The sequence below is a fragment of the Beutenbergia cavernae DSM 12333 genome (assembly GCF_000023105.1).
In the GTDB taxonomy this organism is placed as follows: domain Bacteria; phylum Actinomycetota; class Actinomycetes; order Actinomycetales; family Beutenbergiaceae; genus Beutenbergia; species Beutenbergia cavernae.
In genome coordinates, this window is the sequence record NC_012669.1 from 127,905 (window position 1) to 142,757 (window position 14,853).

Genomic DNA, 14,853 nt, shown 5'->3' on the forward strand with positions numbered 1-14,853 from the left:
CGGACGCGCCGTCAGTACGTGGCGCGGCCGCCGCTGAGGTCGTACACGGCGCCGGTGGAGAAGCTGACGGCGTCGGAGGCGAGGAACGACACGAGGGCCGCGAACTCCTCGGGCCTCCCGAGCCGGCGCATCGGGATGAGGCTGCGCAGGTGCTCGAGCACCTCGGGCTCCGTGGCCGCGTTCATCGGAGTGTCGATGACGGCCGGGGCGACGGCGTTCACGAGCACGCCGGTGGTGGCGAGCTCCTTGCCGAGCGACTTGGTCAGACCGATCACGGCGGCCTTCGACGCCGAGTAGGCGCTGAGGTTCGGGTTGCCGTCCTTGCCGGCCATGCTGGCGACGTTGACGATGCGACCCCAGCCGCGCTCGACCATCCCCGGCGCGAACGCGCGGCACAGGGCGAACGTGCCGAAGACGTTGACGGCGAAGACCCGCTGCCAGTCCTCGTCGGCCACGTCCACGAGCGGGACGTTGGCGCCGATGATGCCGGCGCTGTTGACCAGGACGTCGACCGGCCCGAGGCGAGCGGCGAGGTCACGGACGGCGTCGCTGTCGGAGACGTCGAGCACGTGGTCCGCGCCCGCCGCGACGTCGACGGTGACGACGCGCAGCCCGTCGTCCGTCAGCCGCTCGGCGCAGGCGCTCCCCAGGCCCGATGCACCGCCGGTCACCAGTGCTGTCCTCATGGAGCTCCTCTCGTCCCGCGTGACTCCGCCGTCCCGCGATGGGACAGCGCCTTGATGAGCGCGCTCTTGCCGTCGAGCACGACCTGGAGCATGGCCTCCGCCGCGGCGTCGGCGTCGCCCCGGTTGATCGCCTCGAAGATCGCCGCATGTCCCTGCGCGTCCTCCGTGAAGTCGGCGGGTCCGTCCGCCGCCGCGTGCTGCTGCACGTCGAAGCTGAGGTGCATGAAGTCGGCCACGAGGTGGCCGAACCGTCGCAGCAGCGCGTTGTGCGAGGCACCGTAGACGGCCAGGTGGAAGGCGACGTCGGTCGCCGCATACCCGGCGTGGTCGTGCGCCGTGTCGAGCATCGCCTGCTGTGCCCGCTCCAGGTCGTGCAGGTCGGCCATCGTGGCCCGGGTGGCAGCGAAGCGCGCCGCGGCCGGTTCCAGCACCTGACGCAGCTCGACGAGGTCGCGCATCGGCGCCTCGCCCTGACCGGAGGCGTGGAACCAGGCCAGCAGGTCGCTGTCGAAGGCGTTCCACATCTCGACGGGGCGCACGCGTGTCCCGACCTTCTGCCGGATGTCGACGAGGCCCTTCGCCGCCAGCACCTTCATCGCCTCGCGCAACGACGTCCGGCTCACGCCGTACTCGACCATGAGCTCGGCCTCCCGCGGGAGCAGCTGGCCAGGCCGGTACCGGCCACCGACCACATCGAGTCCGATCGCCTCGATCACCCGGCCCTGGAGCCCGCGCATCGAGTACCCGGAGCTGCGCTCGGTCTCCGCGCCGGCCTCGGTCATGCGCGTCCGATCCCGTGCAGGGCGCTCGACGCCGCGACGCCTCCCACCTGCGGGCTGCGGTAGAGCTGATCGCCGTCCAGCAGGATCTCGACGTCGCGCACGTAGCCGCCGAGCCGGTCGAGATCGACCGAGACCCCGAGTCCGGGTCCCTCGGGTGCGGCGATGCGGCCGTCGGCGTCCGGGAGGAGATGGTCACGCGTGATGTCGAGCGCCAGCGCCTTCGGGGCGGCGGGGTACTCGCTGATCCGATGGTCGGCGAGCCCGGCGAACGGCTGGAGCGACGCGGAGAGGGCGAGGTGTGAGGTGAACGTGTGGTTCACGAACGTCACCCCCTTCCCGGCAGCGTAGTCGGCCGCCGCCTTCGCCGGACCGATCCCACCGATCCGGCCGGTGTCGATCTGGAGGAACCCGATGTGGCCGTAGTCGACGAGGTTGCGTGCCATGTGGAGGTTGTGGGCGCCCTCGCCACCCGCGATGCGCAGCGTCCGCGTCCGGGCGGCGAGCGCCGCGTGCTCGGCGTAGGCGTGTGCCGGGAACGGCTCCTCGAGCCAGGTCACGCGCGCGTCCTCGAGTGCGGGGATGCGCAGGGCGGCTGACTCGACGTCCTCTCCCCAGATCTGCCCCGCGTCCACGAGGAGCGTCGTGTCGCGGCCCACGCCCTCCCGGGCGGCCTGGAGCTGGTCGGCATCCGCCTCGGGGGTGCCCTCGCCGAACGGTCCCCACCCGAACTTCACCGCTCGGAACCCGCGTTCCGTCGCCGATCGCGCTCGGGAGAGCGTCTCGTCGGGCGTGTCACCGAAGAGCAGGGACGCGTAGGCGACCTTCGGGTACGACGCGTCGTACCCGAGCAGGCGCCAGACCGGCTCCTCCCGGGCATGTCCGAGCAGGTCCCAGAGCGCCATCTCGATCCCGGAGTACGTGTGGGGCGCCTGGAGCAGGTCCATGCTGTTGCGAGCGACGAGCGCGCTGATCCGTGCGATGTCGGCGGGCGAGTCGAGGCGTTCGCCGAGGACCGAGGCGCTCACGGGTTGGCAGACGCCGTGCGACCGCGGCGTGACGAAGGCCGCGAGGGAGACGAGCGGGGACGCCTCGCACTCCCCCCAGCCGACGACGCCGTCGGCGACGACACGCACCAGGAGCGCATCCTGGCTGCCGTCCGCCTCGAGCGTGATCGAGGGCATGGCCGCGTAGAAGAACTCCACCGATTCGATTCGCATGCTTCCTTCGCCCTCGCTACGCCGGGTGGGATCGATAGATCGTACGTTACAGGCTGGCCGGTTCGGCCGGCACCCCGCGCACGCCGGGCCGGAGCCGGAAGACGGAGCCGGACCCCGGGTGCGCGGCGATCTCGGCAGGGCTGAGCTCGTAGCGCGCCGTGGTCACGAAGAGGTCCTCCAGGTCCGGCCCGCCGAACGCCAGGCTCGTCACGTGGCGCGCCGGCAGGTCGACGCGGGCCGTCAGCGTGCCCGACGGGTCGTGGCGGCTGAGGCACCCGGCGTCCCAGTGGGCGACCCAGATCCCGTGCTCGGCGTCGACGGCCAGCCCGTCCGGCAACCCGTCGTCCTCGCTGAACTGCACGACGAGCCGGCCCTCACCGAGCATCCCCTCGCGCAGACCGTAGGCGAGCACGCGCCCGCCGACGGAGTCGCTGACGTACACCTCGCTCCCGTCCTGGCTGAACGCCGGTCCGTTCGTCACGACAAAGCGCTCGGGCGCCCCCGTACCGTCCGATGCCCGCACGAGCCCGCCCACCGGCGCGCGCTCGGCGACGTCGGCCGTGCTCAGCCAGATGGCGCCGGTGGCATCGGTCTTCGCGTCGTTGACGTGGGTCCCGGGCGTGAGGCCCAGCTCAGGTTCGAGCGGTGCGACGGCAGCGCTCGTGCGGGAGATCCGGTACAGGCGGCGGCCGGCGGCGAGCAGGAGGTCCTCCCTGGAGCTGGTCGGCAGGAGGGCACCGAGCGGAGCCGGCAGCGGCACGGGGGACGACCGGACGTCGCCGCTCCCGTCCCAGCGGTGCAGCGTCGGACGCGCGAGATCCAGCCAGTAGAGCGCACCCTCCGCAGCGTCCCAGAGCGCCGACTCGCCGAGCTCGTCAGCTGTGGCGGCGATCGCGTCGATGTTCACGTCTTGCCTTTCGGGGATCCATAAGTACTATCTAAGCCACGAGAACGTGTCGAGCGCGACCCCTGAGGGAGGCGAGCTCGCTACGTACAGGCGATTCATCAGACCATTGTCGTTCCGGATGAGGAAGGTGCCATGCCTGTCAGGTCCACACGACGTGCGCTGGTCACGGGGGCGGCGAGCGGCATCGGTGCCGCTGTGGCGCACCGCCTCGCTCTGGCGGGGATGGCGGTCGTCTGCGCGGACGTGGACGTCGACGGCGCCGGGCGCGTCGCTGCCGAGACCGGGGGTGACCCGCTCGAGCTCGACCTCCGGTCGGTCCCGGACGACCTCGGCGACCGCCTCGGGTATCTGGACGTGCTCGTCAGCTGCGCCGGCGTCGCCGACTCGACGCCGACGAGCGACCTGGACGTCGCCGGATACCGGCGCGTCATGGAGATCAACCTGGACGGGACGGTCGCGGTCACGCTCGCCGTCCTGCCGCTGCTCCGGGCCGCCGCCTCGGGGCGCGTCCTCACCATCTCGTCGGTGCAGGGCTTCCGGGCCGCCGCCGACACGCTCGCCTATGCCACCAGCAAGGGCGCCCTGGTGACGTTCACCCGTGCCCTCGCCGTCGACGTCGCCGAGGACGGCGTGCTCGTCAACGCGCTCGCCCCGGGCTTCGTCGACACGCCGATGGCGCGGATGCCGGACGGGACGCGGGAGTACGACACCCCCTGGTTCCGCAGCGTGTACGTCGAGCACGCCCGCATCCCGATGCGCCGCCCCGGCACCGCTGACGAGGTGGCCGCGGCCGCGGAGTTCTTCGTCTCGCCCACCAACACCTATGTCACGGGCCAGGTGCTCGCCGTCGACGGCGGGCTCATGGCGACCTTCTGACACCACCCACCGCCAGGCGCCGCGCAGCGGCGCAGCCCCGAGGAAAGGACAGGACGATGAGGTTCACGACGAGAGGCGCGCTGGCCGTGGGTGCCGTGCTGGCGCTCGGGCTCGCCGCCTGCAGCTCCGGTGACCCGGACGCGGGGGAGGGCGGGCAGACCCAGATCGTGATCTGGGATGCCGGACTGCTGACGAAGAGCACCGAGGACGGCGAGATCATCGAGGAGTCGTCGTTCCTCACCCAGGCGGTCGCGATGTACGAGGAGGAGCACCCCGACATCGACATCGAAGTGGTGCAGACCACCGGTGACATCAGCGCGACCGCTGCACAGTTCCAGGCCGCCTCGATCGCGGGCGACGGACCGGACATCCGCACGTCGTTCACGGGCGGCAACACGATCTCGTTCGCGGAGTTCCTGCTCGACCTTGACGGGACCTTCGACGACGCGACCGTCGACGACCTCAGCGGATGGAACACGGTCCGCGAGGGCTATGCCGAGGACGGCGCTCTGCTCGGCATGCCCTACGGCGGCGGATCGTACTTCTACGTCTTCTACAACAAGGAGCTCGCCGAGCAGGCTGGGCTCGACCTCAGCGAACCGCCGGCGACCTGGGAGGACCTGCTCGACGTCGGTCAGCAGGTCCAGGACTCCGGCGTCGAGGCCGCCCCCTTCTGGATCGCCAACCTCGAAGGCTACGTCGGTGCCTGGGTGATCGCCGCGCTCGTGGGTGGCGAGCTCGGGTCCGACGCCTTCACGCAGATGTACAACCAGGAGATCGCGGTCGACGACGACGCCATGGTGCGCGCGTACGAGGCGTACGCCGAGCTGTACTCCCGAGGGCTCACGAACCCCGACGCGGGCAGCGTCTCGAACGGCGACGCGAGCCTCGGCTTCGTGCAGGGCGACGGGGTGTTCTACATCAGCGGCGGTTGGGAGAACGCGAGCCTGACCGAGGCGATGGGCGACAACATCGGCGTGTTCCCGATCCCGGTCCTCGAAGGTGCCGAGTACCCGAACACGGCCGCGGGCGGCCCGAACATCGCGATCTCGATCACGAACTACTCGGAGGTCCAGGAGGAGGCGAAGGACTTCCTGCGCTTCCTGGCGGAGCCGGAGATGATCGACCTGTACGTCGAGCTCTTCCAGGTCGAGGCGTCCAACAGCGCGAGCGCGGACCCGTCGGTCATCACCAACCCGCTCCTCCAGACCCAGGCCGAGATGCTGGTCGACGCGGACGCGGTCGTCTTCCCGTTCGACAACGTCATGCCGCAGGGACTCATCGATCTCTTCTACCGCGTCAACGCGACGACGTTCCTCGGCACGACGACGCCGGAGGACGCCGTCGGCCAGCTCCAGGATCTCGCGAGCACGGAGCTCGGCTGAACGATGGGAATCCTCGCAGTGCGCGAGGGCGGGGACGTCGCCGCCGTGACGTCCCCCCCGAGCGAACGCCAGAGCAGGCTCGCTCGGCGCGGACGGATGATCGGGCTCGCCGCCGTGCTCCCGGCGTTCCTCGTGGTCGTCGGGTTCATGATCTACCCGGTGCTGTTCGCGTTGTACATCTCGTTCAACGACTCGAACGGCTTGCGGTTCGACTGGGTCGGGCTGGCCAACTACCTGGACATCCTGGCCGACCCGCAGGTCCACCAGATCTTCATCACGAACCTCAAGTTCCTGATCTCGGTTCCGCTCGTGATCTTCGCCGCGCTCGTGGTGTCGATCCTGCTGTTCGAGCGCATCCGCGGCTGGCGGGCGTTCCGCGTGCTCTTCTTCCTGCCGAACGTCCTGTCCGCCGCCGTCATCGGCATCATGTTCAAGTCGGTGTTCGGGTACAACGGTCCGTTCATGGCGGCGCTCGAGGCGCTCGGCGGTGAGCGCATCGACCCGTTCGTCGACGGGAACCTCGCGATCGCCGTCATCGTGCTGGCCCTCGTCTGGTCCGGGTTCGGCTACCAGAGCCTGCTCCTGCTCAGCGGGCTGACGGCGATCGACCCCGCGGTGTTCGAGGCCGCGGCGCTCGACGGCGCGGGGTGGTGGACCCGGTTGTGGCACATCACGCTGCCGAACATCCGGCGCGTGCTCGGCTTCGTGTTCATCATCAACGTGCTCTACACGTTCTCGTCGCTGTTCGGCTTCGTCTTCGTGATGACAGCCGGCGGCCCCGGGTTCGAGACGACGACGCTGGACTACCTGGTCTATCTGCGGGCGTTCTCGACGTCGAACCTCGGCTCCGGCGCCGCCCTCGCCGTCCTGCTCTTCATGTTCATCGGGCTCCTGACGCTCGTGCAGGCGCGGTTCTTCAAGCTCTCGGAGGACGACTGACATGAGCGCATCCGCCACGAGCGCGACGCTGTCCAGGCGCGCGCGCACCCCGATCTTCCTGCTGCTCGTCGTCGGGGTCGTCACGGTGCTCTACCCGATCGTGTTCCTTCTCACGAGCGCCTTCCGGTCGAACGCCGACTATCTCCAGAACCCCTACGGCCTGCCCGGTGAGCTGACGTTCCGCAACTTCGTCGTGCTGTGGAACAGCTACGGCGTCGGGCAGGCCGTCATGAACAGCCTCACCGTCGTGCTCATCGCCCTCGTGGTCGAGCTCGCCCTGGCGATCCTCGCCGGCTACGCGCTGGCGAAGTACGACGTCCCCGGGGCCAAGCTGTTCCGGGCCGGATTCGTGTCGGTGATGCTGATCCCGAGCCAGGTGCTGATCATCCCGATCTACCTCCTGCTCTCGAGGCTGAACCTGGTGGGCGAGTTCGCCGGCCTCATCCTGGTCTACATCGCGACCGGGCTGTCCTTCGCGACGTTCTTCCTCTCGTTGACGTTCCGTGGCGTGCCGACGGAGCTGCTCGAGGCGGCCCGGATCGACGGCGCCGGGTTCTTCCGGACGCTGAGGTCGGTCGCCGCACCGGTCGGCGCGTCGGGCATCGCGACGCTCGCCGTCCTGCAGTTCCTCGCGATGTGGAACGAGCTCCTGTTCGCGTACATCCTGCTGCCGGACGACGACAAGACCATGCTGACGCCGGCGCTGGCCCAGATCGGTGGCCGCTACCTGTCCGACCAGCCGCTCGTCTCCGCCGGCCTGCTCATCACCGCTCTGCCGCCGCTGCTGCTCCTGACGTTCGCCTCGCGCTACGTGATGCAGGGCCTCGCGGCCGGCGTGGTGCGCTGACCCCACCGATTCACCACCCGAGTCCTCTCACCCCGAAGGGAATCCCGTGTCCGCTCAGCTCGACCTCGTCGCCGGCGACCAGCCCACCCTCGCCGTCCGCGTCGGAGGACGCGACGCCGTCGTCCCGTCCGGTCTGTTCCGCCTGGAGATCGACCGGCGCGTCGTCGACGGCTTCGACGACGGCAGCGCCGAGGTGCTGCCCGGGCAGGCCGGCGTGCGCGGCAGCGTGGCCGACGGCGCGGCTCACGTCGAGTGGTCGGCCCGCGAGATTGCGGGTCGCGGCGTGTGGGAGCTCGCCGCTCGGATCACGAACACGTCCGACCGGCCGATCACCCTCACCCGGATGGATCCCCTGTCGGCGCGTCTCGCGCCCGGGCGCTGGACGACGCTGCACTTCCGTTCCGCCTGGGGCGACGAGTTCGCCCCCGAGCGCGGGACGACAGACTCGCACCTGCGGCTCGACGTCCGGTCCGGGCGTTCGTCCCACGGTCGCTCGCCGTGGCTCGGTCTGGAGAACGGTGACGCGGGCGTCGTCGTCGCGCCGGCGTGGAGCGGCAACTGGCACATCGACGTCATCGACGGAGGCCGGGTCGACGCCGGCATCTCGACCTGGCGCTTCGCGACGGTGCTGCAGCCGGGCGAGTCCGTGACGGCGCCCTCGGTGGTGCTCGCCGCCGGCAGCACACTGGACGACGCGGCGGTGGCGCTCGCCGCGGCCGTCGGCGCGGCCTGGATCCCGCGGTCGCCCGCGTCGGAGGCGATGCCGGTGGAGTGGAACCACTGGTGGCCCTACGAGGACCAGGAGGTGGACGAGGGCGTCATCTGGCGCAACGCGGAGGTGGCGGCGTCGTGCGGGTTCGACGTGGCGACCGTGGACGCGGGCTGGTTCGGCGCCCCGGAGGCCGACTCGGTGTGGATGGAGCAGCGCGGCGACTGGCACCAGACCAACACCGCCCGCTTCCCGAGCGGGCTCGCGGCTCTCGGCGCCGGGATCCGGGACCGCGGCGTCAAGGCCGGCATGTGGATCGAGGCGGAGGCGATCGGCGCCGCGGCCGAGCTCCGCCGGAGCCGTCCGGACGTGGTCGCACTGTCGGAGCCGTCCTTCCGTCACGACCCGTCGTACGGCGTCCAGACCGTCTCGCTCGACCCCGACGACCCGAGCTTCCTCGGATACGTGTGCCTCGGTTCGCCGGCCGGGCGGGAGCACGTCAGCGCGGCGCTGGACGCGCTCGTCACCGAGACCGGCGCCGAGTGGATCAAGCTCGACTTCAACATCGACCCGGACTCCGGCTGCCGGCGCACCGACCACGGTCATGGAGCCGACGACGGCCTGTTCCGGCACTACGAGGGCCTGTACGCGGTGCTCGACGCGTTCCGCGAGCGCCATCCCGAGGTCGTGCTCGAGTCGTGCTCGTCCGGCGGGCTCCGCCTCGATCTCGGGCTCGCGCGGCACGTCCACTGCCACTTCCTGTCCGACCCCGACTACACCGAGCACCACCTCCAGGTGCTGTGGGGCGCGAGCCTCATGCTTCCCCCGGCGGCGATCCTGCACTGGTCGTGGTCGCAGTGGCGTGGCGACTACCCGCCCGCCCGGAAGGACTTCGCCGCCCTCGGCACGGACGAGTTCGACGCGATGCTCCGGGCGGCGATGATGCATCGGTTCGGCGTCTCCCTGCGGTTGGACGAGCTGCGCCCAGAGCTCCTCGAGCGACTCAGCGCGCACGTCTCGCTGTTCCACGGGTCGCTCGCGGACCTGGTGCGCTCCGGGAGCCTGCGCCGGTTGAGCGAGCAGCCGGTCCGCGGCCGCCGGGGCGAGCGCGCTCCGGCGTTCCAGCTCGTCGCCGCCGATCGCCATGCGGTCTTCGCGTTCCGTCTCGACGGCGCGGAGGACCTGGCGCCCGTGCACCCGGTCGACATCGACGACAGCCGCGACTATCGGGTCACCGACGTCGACTCCGGCGACGGGTTCGTCCGCTCCGGAGCCGAGCTGCGTCGCAGCGGCCTGTCGCCCGCGGAGTCGCGTCGCTCTGCGCTCTGGTTGCTCGACGCCGTCTGAGGCGAACCCGGTCTCGACGGGATCCCGGCGTACGCCGTCGCCCGACTCCTCGTCTAGGGTGACGAACGTGCGCGACATCAGGGTCTTCGCCGGTCAGTCGGGCCGCGCATTCGCGGCAGAGATGTGTGCGGGCCTCGGGGTGCCGCTCAGCGACTCCTTGCTGAAACGGTTCGCGAACGACTGCCTCGAGGTCCAGCTGCTCGAGAACTGCCGCGAACGCGACGTCTACCTCGTGCAGCCGATCGTCGCGCCCACCCAGGAGAACCTCATGGAGCTCCTGCTGATGATCGACGCCGCGAAGGGTGCGTCCGCGCGTCGCATCACCGCTGTCATGCCGCACTTCGCGTACGCACGCTCGGACAAGAAGGACGCGCCGCGCATCTCGATCGGCGGGCGGCTCGTCGCCGACCTCCTCGAGACGGCCGGCGTGGACCGCGTGCTCACGATGACCCTGCACGCCCCCCAGGTGCACGCCTTCTTCCGCGTGCCGACGGATCAGCTGCACGCCCGCCGCGAGCTCGCCGCCCACTTCGCCGGAGCCGACCTGTCGAACACCACCGTCGTCTCGCCCGACCTCGGGAACGCGAAGAGCGCGACGGCGTTCGCCCGGATGCTCGGCACGCGCGTCGCCGCCGGGGCCAAGGAGCGATTCGACGACAACCGGGTCGTCATCACGTCGCTCATCGGCGACGTCGCCGGCCGCGACATCATCGTGCTCGACGACGAGATCGCCAACGGCTCGACCATCCGTGCCATCGTCGACCTGCTCGACGACGCCGGCGTCAGCTCGATCCGGGTCGCCTGCACGCACGGGATCTTCTCCAACGGCGCCCTCGACCGCATCGCCGGCGACGACCGGATCACCGAGGTCGTCACCACCGACACGGTCCCGCAGCGCGCCCAGCACCCGAAGCTCACCGTGCTCGGGGTGGCGCCGGCGTTCGCGGACGCCGTGCACCGCATCCACAGCGGCGAGTCGGTGAGCGCCCTGTTCGACGTGCGTCCTGAGCCCGCCGATGCCTGACGCCTACGCCCGGGTCGGGCAGCCCGCGAGATGGTCGTTGACGATCCCGACGGCCTCCATCGTGGAGTAGAGCGTGGTCGGCCCGACGAACGCGAACCCGCGCTTCTTGAGCACCTTCGTCAGCGCGCGCGATCCGGGCGTCTCCGGGGGGACGTCGGCGAACGTCGCCGGCGGCGGCCCCGGCTCGGGAGCGTGCTCCTCCAACAGCGCCCTCAGCGTCCCGCCCTCGGAGTGCAGCGCGGCGAGTGCGTGCGCGTTCGCGATCGTCGCGTGCACCTTCAGCCGGTTGCGCACGATGCCCGGGTCGGCGAGGTGGCGCGCGACGTCGTCGTCGTCGAACGTCGCGACCACCTCGGGGACGAATCCCGCGAACGCGGCACGGAACGCGTCGCGCTTGCGCAGGATCGTGATCCACGAGAGGCCGGACTGGAACGCCTCGAGGCTGAGCCGTTCGAACAGCTCGCGCTCGTCGGGGCTGTCCGTGAACGGCACGCCCCACTCGGTGTCGTGGTACGCGGCGTACAGCGGGTCGCCGTCGCCGAAGCACCGCGCACCGGACGCCGGCGGATCGGCCTGTCGCAACGTGTGGATTCCGCCGACGTCGAGGCGGAGGTCATCGGGGGAGGTGTTCGTCATGGGCTCGACGGTACGTCCCGGCTCCGACGCCTACGTGCCGCCGTCCACAGGCGCCCCCCGCGCGCCGCGAGATCTGTCGCTGGGGACAACTCACCCTTCGGCGCGGCTGCCGAACACCCCGTCGGTGACCGTCTCGTAGGAGCTCCGCACGATGCCCTCGAGGACCCGGAGGTCCACGGCGTCGAGGTCCTTGAGATAGAGGCATCCCTTGCCGGTGGTGTGCGCGCCGAGCCGGGCGAGCTCGTCGGCGTGCGGACCGACGCCGTCCGGCAGGTACACCGTGATCGCCGCCTTGCGCGGCGAGAACGACGCCGTCGGGCCGTCGCCCTCGCGCCCGCTCGGGTACCGGTAGTGGTACTGCCCGAAGCCCACGATCGAGCTGCCCCACATCCGCGGGCGCTCGTCGCTGATGCGGCCCATGAGGTCGAGGAGCCGCTGCGCGTCCCGGCGGCGGACGGGATGCTCGACGGCGGCGACGTACGCCTCGACGTCCGCGTCGCCCGGTTCGGTGGCCATACGCCAGTGTGCTCCGGGCGCGAACGCGGGGCCACTCCCACCGCGCCTACGCTGATCCGGTGACCGCATCGCCGCCGCCCAGCCTCGTCGACGACGTCGACCCCCTCATCGGCACCACGGGCGAGGACCCGTGCGAGTACGGCGGGATGGTTCCCTCCACGGCGCCTCCCTTCGCCATGACGCGCTGGACGCCGATGACCCGCGAGAACCTCATCTCGGCGTGCCCGTACCACCACGACGACGAGCGCGTCATCGGGTTCATCGGCAGCCACCAGCCGGCGATCTGGATGGGCGACTGGGGGTCGGTGGTCGTGGCGCCCGGCGTCGGCGAGGTGCGTCCCGACGCGCGGGACCGCGGCCTCGTCCACGACCGCGCCACCGAGGTGGCGCACCCGGCGAGCTACGCCGTCGACCTCCTCGTGCCCGGCGACATCGGCCGCATCCGCACTCGCCTGACGGGCACGTCGCGCGTCGGGGTCCTGGAGCTGGTGTTCGACGGCGCCGACGGCGTCCCGCTCGCCGACGCGCACGTCGTCGTGCAGGCGACACGTGCCGGCTTCACCGGCGAGGTGGCGATCGACCCCGAGCGTCGGGAGATCTCGGGATACAACCCCGAGCGGCAGGACGCGCACCTCGGCCCCCCGCAGGCGGCGTCGTTCGCCGGGTACTTCGTGGCGAGGTTCGACGTCGAGACGGCCGACGACGTCGCCGTCGACGCGTTCGCCGGCGTCCCGGCCGTGGCCGGCACCGCATCGCTCGCGGCCGCCGTCGCCGCGGCTGCGGCGCCCGACCCGACGGCGTCCGACGTGCCGGCGTTCGCGTCGTGGGGCACCGCCGTCGGGGCTGAGCTGCACGAGGGCGAGACGCACCGGCGCGACGAGCACCTCGCCGCCTGGGTGCGGTTCCCGGCCGGCACGCGTCGCGTCGTCGTGCGCACCGGGGTCTCGCTGATCTCGGTGGAGCAGGCGCGGGCGAACCTGGACGCCGAGGTGCCCGACGGCGTCAGCGTGGACGACGTGGTGGAGCAGCTCCGTACGGCGTGGGCCGAGCGCCTCGACCTCGTGCGCGTGGAAGGAGCCTCGCCCGAGGAGCGGACGAACCTCGCCACGGCGCTGTTCCACGCCCTGCAGTACCCGGCCCGGCTCGACGAGGGGGACAGCGGAGCGGCCGGCGCGCGCCGCTACTACAACGGCTACCGCGACGCCGTACAAGCGACGGATCGCCCGGTGTACACGGCGTTCTCCCTGTGGGACACGTTCCGCGCGCAGAACGCGCTGCTCACCCTGCTCGCGCCCGCCGAGCTGCCCGACATGATGGCGTCGCTGCTGGCGAGCTACAGCTCGTCGGGCTGGCTGCCGATCTGGGAGAACCTCGTCGAGACGAACATCATGGTCGGCACCCACGCGGACTCGATCCTCGCCGAGGCGGTGCTCAAGGGCGTCGACGTCGACGTGCCGCTCGCGTTCGAGGCGGCGTACAAGAACGCGTCGGTCCCGCCGGACGGCGACACCGAACGCTGGTGGGGCGACCGCGAGCTCGACCCGACGCCGTCGGCCCGGGCGGGCCTCACCCGATACCTCGAGAACGGGTGGGTCGCCGCGGACGAGACGGCCGAGGCCGGCTCACGCACGCTGGACTACGCGTTCGACGACCACGCCGTCGCCGTGCTCGCCGACGCCGCCGGACGCCCCGAGATCGCTGCCGAGCTGCGCGAACGGGCCCAGTGGTACCGGAACGTGTGGAACGCGGAGCGCGGCTTCATGCAGTCCCGCAACCGGGACGGGTCGTGGGCCGAGGGCGGCTGGACCGAGGGCACGCAGTGGCCCTACACGTTCCAGGTACTGCACGACGCACGAGGGCTGCGCGACCTCATGGGTGTCGACCTGTTCCGCGCCCGCCTCGACGGGCACTTCGCCGCCGGGTGGAACCGGCACGACAACGAGCCCAGCCACCACATCCCGTACCTGTTCAGCTACGCCGGCCAGCCGTGGAAGACGGCGGAGCACACGCGCCGCATCGCGCGCGAGAGCTACCTCGCGACGCCGGACGGGCTCTGCGGCAACGACGACCTCGGGCAGATGTCCGCCTGGTACGTGTTCACCGCGCTCGGGTTCTACCCCGTCAACCCGGCGTCGACGGAGTACGTGGTCGGCGCCCCGCTGTTCGACCGACTCGAGGTCGACCTGCCGGGCGCGGCGCGACCCCTCGTCGTCGTCGCCCCCGGCGCGCCGACGCTGCCGTACGTGGCGGCCCTGCGCGTCGACGGCCGCGAGGTGACGACGCCGTTCCTGCAGCATGCGTGGATCGCCGACGGCGCGGTGGTCGAGTTCACGATGAGCGCCGAGCCCACCGACTGGGGCACCGAGCTCACCTGAGCAGGCGCTCCGCGGCGTCGCGAGCCTCGCGGGCCGGCTGCGGGCTGTCGGCGATGGCTGCTGTGACCATCGCACCGTTGGCGAGGATGAGCAGCTGTCCGGCGAGCGTCGTGGGTCGGCCCGCCTCGGCGACGAGAACCGCGATGAGATCGGCAACGGCGCGCTTGTGGGTGCGGACGACGTCCACGACGCCAGGCGACGAGCCGCGGAGCTCGGCGAACGAGTTGATGAACGCGCAGCCTCGGAACTCGGGTGTGCTGAACCAGTCGTAGAGGTAGTCGAACACGGCCAGGATCTGCTCGGTCGGCGTGGTCCGCGCGGACGTGTAGGCAGCCAGGTCCTGCCGGATCGCCGTGTCGCGCACCCGCAGCACCGCCTCGACGAGGTGCTCCTTGGACGGGAAGAGCTGGTAGGTGCGCTTCAGCGAGACGCCTGAGACCTCTCGGATGGCGTCCATGCTCACCGCGTTGATGCCCCGGTCGTAGAAGAGTGCGTCGGCTGCATCGAGCAGCTTCTGCTCGGCGGTCGTGGAGTCCATGGCACCTCACCTTGCGCGGAGAACGATCGTTCTCTACCGTACCAAAGGTCCGGGAGAACGAGCGTTCTC

The 14,853-nt window shown here is 71.1% G+C and carries 14 protein-coding genes; 7 read left to right on the forward strand and 7 right to left on the reverse strand.

The window, feature by feature from the left end:
- Positions 1 to 11 precede the first annotated feature (11 nt).
- Genes BCAV_RS00620 through BCAV_RS00635 form a run of 4 tightly spaced genes read right to left on the reverse strand, consistent with a single transcriptional unit; the run spans position 12 to position 3,592 of the window.
- Positions 12 to 686, reverse strand: coding sequence for an SDR family NAD(P)-dependent oxidoreductase (locus BCAV_RS00620; protein ID WP_012725167.1), 675 nt, complete (start codon positions 684 to 686; stop codon positions 12 to 14).
- Complete coding sequence (locus BCAV_RS00625) at positions 683 to 1,468, reverse strand: FadR/GntR family transcriptional regulator (protein WP_012725168.1); 786 nt, start codon at positions 1,466 to 1,468, stop codon at positions 683 to 685. The genes BCAV_RS00620 and BCAV_RS00625 overlap by 4 nt, the downstream gene beginning before the upstream one ends.
- Positions 1,465 to 2,685, reverse strand: coding sequence for a mandelate racemase/muconate lactonizing enzyme family protein (locus BCAV_RS00630; RefSeq protein WP_012725169.1), 1,221 nt, complete (start codon positions 2,683 to 2,685; stop codon positions 1,465 to 1,467). Before BCAV_RS00630 ends, BCAV_RS00625 begins: the two co-directional genes overlap by 4 nt.
- 46 nt (positions 2,686 to 2,731) lie before the next feature.
- Complete coding sequence (locus BCAV_RS00635; protein ID WP_012725170.1) at positions 2,732 to 3,592, reverse strand: SMP-30/gluconolactonase/LRE family protein; 861 nt, start codon at positions 3,590 to 3,592, stop codon at positions 2,732 to 2,734.
- Between the two features lie 132 nt (positions 3,593 to 3,724).
- Here BCAV_RS00635 and BCAV_RS00640 point away from each other — a divergent pair, with 132 nt between their 5' ends.
- From BCAV_RS00640 to BCAV_RS00665, 6 genes are all read left to right on the forward strand, one after another.
- Entirely contained in the window at positions 3,725 to 4,468 is a 744-nt protein-coding gene (locus BCAV_RS00640; RefSeq protein WP_012725171.1) for an SDR family NAD(P)-dependent oxidoreductase, read from the forward strand.
- Positions 4,469 to 4,524: 56 nt separating this feature from the next.
- On the forward strand, positions 4,525 to 5,853 hold the full coding sequence (locus tag BCAV_RS00645) for an ABC transporter substrate-binding protein (protein ID WP_012725172.1): 1,329 nt from the start codon (positions 4,525 to 4,527) through the stop codon (positions 5,851 to 5,853).
- A 3-nt stretch (positions 5,854 to 5,856) separates the two neighbouring features.
- The gene (locus BCAV_RS00650; protein WP_012725173.1) at positions 5,857 to 6,792 is read left to right on the forward strand and encodes a carbohydrate ABC transporter permease; all 936 of its coding nucleotides are present in this window, start codon (positions 5,857 to 5,859) and stop codon (positions 6,790 to 6,792) included.
- A 1-nt stretch (position 6,793) separates the two neighbouring features.
- Positions 6,794 to 7,639 carry a carbohydrate ABC transporter permease gene (locus BCAV_RS00655; RefSeq protein WP_012725174.1) on the forward strand — a complete coding sequence of 282 codons (846 nt, stop codon included), beginning with the start codon at positions 6,794 to 6,796 and terminating at the stop codon, positions 7,637 to 7,639.
- 46 nt (positions 7,640 to 7,685) lie between these two features.
- Positions 7,686 to 9,695, forward strand: coding sequence for an alpha-galactosidase (locus BCAV_RS00660; RefSeq protein ID WP_012725175.1), 2,010 nt, complete (start codon positions 7,686 to 7,688; stop codon positions 9,693 to 9,695).
- 67 nt (positions 9,696 to 9,762) lie between these two features.
- Positions 9,763 to 10,719, forward strand: a complete 957-nt coding sequence (locus tag BCAV_RS00665) for a ribose-phosphate diphosphokinase (RefSeq protein ID WP_012725176.1) — start codon at positions 9,763 to 9,765, stop codon at positions 10,717 to 10,719.
- Between the two features lie 3 nt (positions 10,720 to 10,722).
- Here the strand turns inward: BCAV_RS00665 and BCAV_RS00670 are convergent, their stop codons facing one another.
- Both BCAV_RS00670 and BCAV_RS00675 read right to left on the reverse strand, forming a co-directional pair.
- Positions 10,723 to 11,355 (reverse strand): DNA-3-methyladenine glycosylase I, encoded by a 633-nt coding sequence (locus BCAV_RS00670; RefSeq protein WP_012725177.1) that lies wholly within the window; start codon positions 11,353 to 11,355, stop codon positions 10,723 to 10,725.
- 90 nt (positions 11,356 to 11,445) lie between these two features.
- Entirely contained in the window at positions 11,446 to 11,871 is a 426-nt protein-coding gene (locus BCAV_RS00675) for a DUF1801 domain-containing protein (protein ID WP_012725178.1), read from the reverse strand.
- 59 nt (positions 11,872 to 11,930) lie between these two features.
- Here BCAV_RS00675 and BCAV_RS00680 point away from each other — a divergent pair, with 59 nt between their 5' ends.
- Entirely contained in the window at positions 11,931 to 14,246 is a 2,316-nt protein-coding gene (locus BCAV_RS00680; RefSeq protein ID WP_012725179.1) for a GH92 family glycosyl hydrolase, read from the forward strand.
- Here the strand turns inward: BCAV_RS00680 and BCAV_RS00685 are convergent.
- Entirely contained in the window at positions 14,239 to 14,784 is a 546-nt protein-coding gene (locus BCAV_RS00685; protein ID WP_012725180.1) for a TetR/AcrR family transcriptional regulator, read from the reverse strand. The two genes, BCAV_RS00680 and BCAV_RS00685, sit on opposite strands and share 8 nt — an antisense overlap.
- Positions 14,785 to 14,853 lie beyond the last annotated feature (69 nt).

Coding starts and splice junctions, on each gene's coding strand:
- BCAV_RS00620 (WP_012725167.1), bottom strand. CDS start 686: ATGAGGACAGCACTGGTGACCGGCGGTGCATCGGGCCTGGGGAGCGCC.
- BCAV_RS00625 (WP_012725168.1), bottom strand. CDS start 1,468: ATGACCGAGGCCGGCGCGGAGACCGAGCGCAGCTCCGGGTACTCGATG.
- BCAV_RS00630 (WP_012725169.1), bottom strand. CDS start 2,685: ATGCGAATCGAATCGGTGGAGTTCTTCTACGCGGCCATGCCCTCGATC.
- BCAV_RS00640 (WP_012725171.1), top strand. CDS start 3,725: ATGCCTGTCAGGTCCACACGACGTGCGCTGGTCACGGGGGCGGCGAGC.
- BCAV_RS00645 (WP_012725172.1), top strand. CDS start 4,525: ATGAGGTTCACGACGAGAGGCGCGCTGGCCGTGGGTGCCGTGCTGGCG.
- BCAV_RS00650 (WP_012725173.1), top strand. CDS start 5,857: ATGGGAATCCTCGCAGTGCGCGAGGGCGGGGACGTCGCCGCCGTGACG.
- BCAV_RS00655 (WP_012725174.1), top strand. CDS start 6,794: ATGAGCGCATCCGCCACGAGCGCGACGCTGTCCAGGCGCGCGCGCACC.
- BCAV_RS00670 (WP_012725177.1), bottom strand. CDS start 11,355: ATGACGAACACCTCCCCCGATGACCTCCGCCTCGACGTCGGCGGAATC.
- BCAV_RS00675 (WP_012725178.1), bottom strand. CDS start 11,871: ATGGCCACCGAACCGGGCGACGCGGACGTCGAGGCGTACGTCGCCGCC.
- BCAV_RS00685 (WP_012725180.1), bottom strand. CDS start 14,784: ATGGACTCCACGACCGCCGAGCAGAAGCTGCTCGATGCAGCCGACGCA.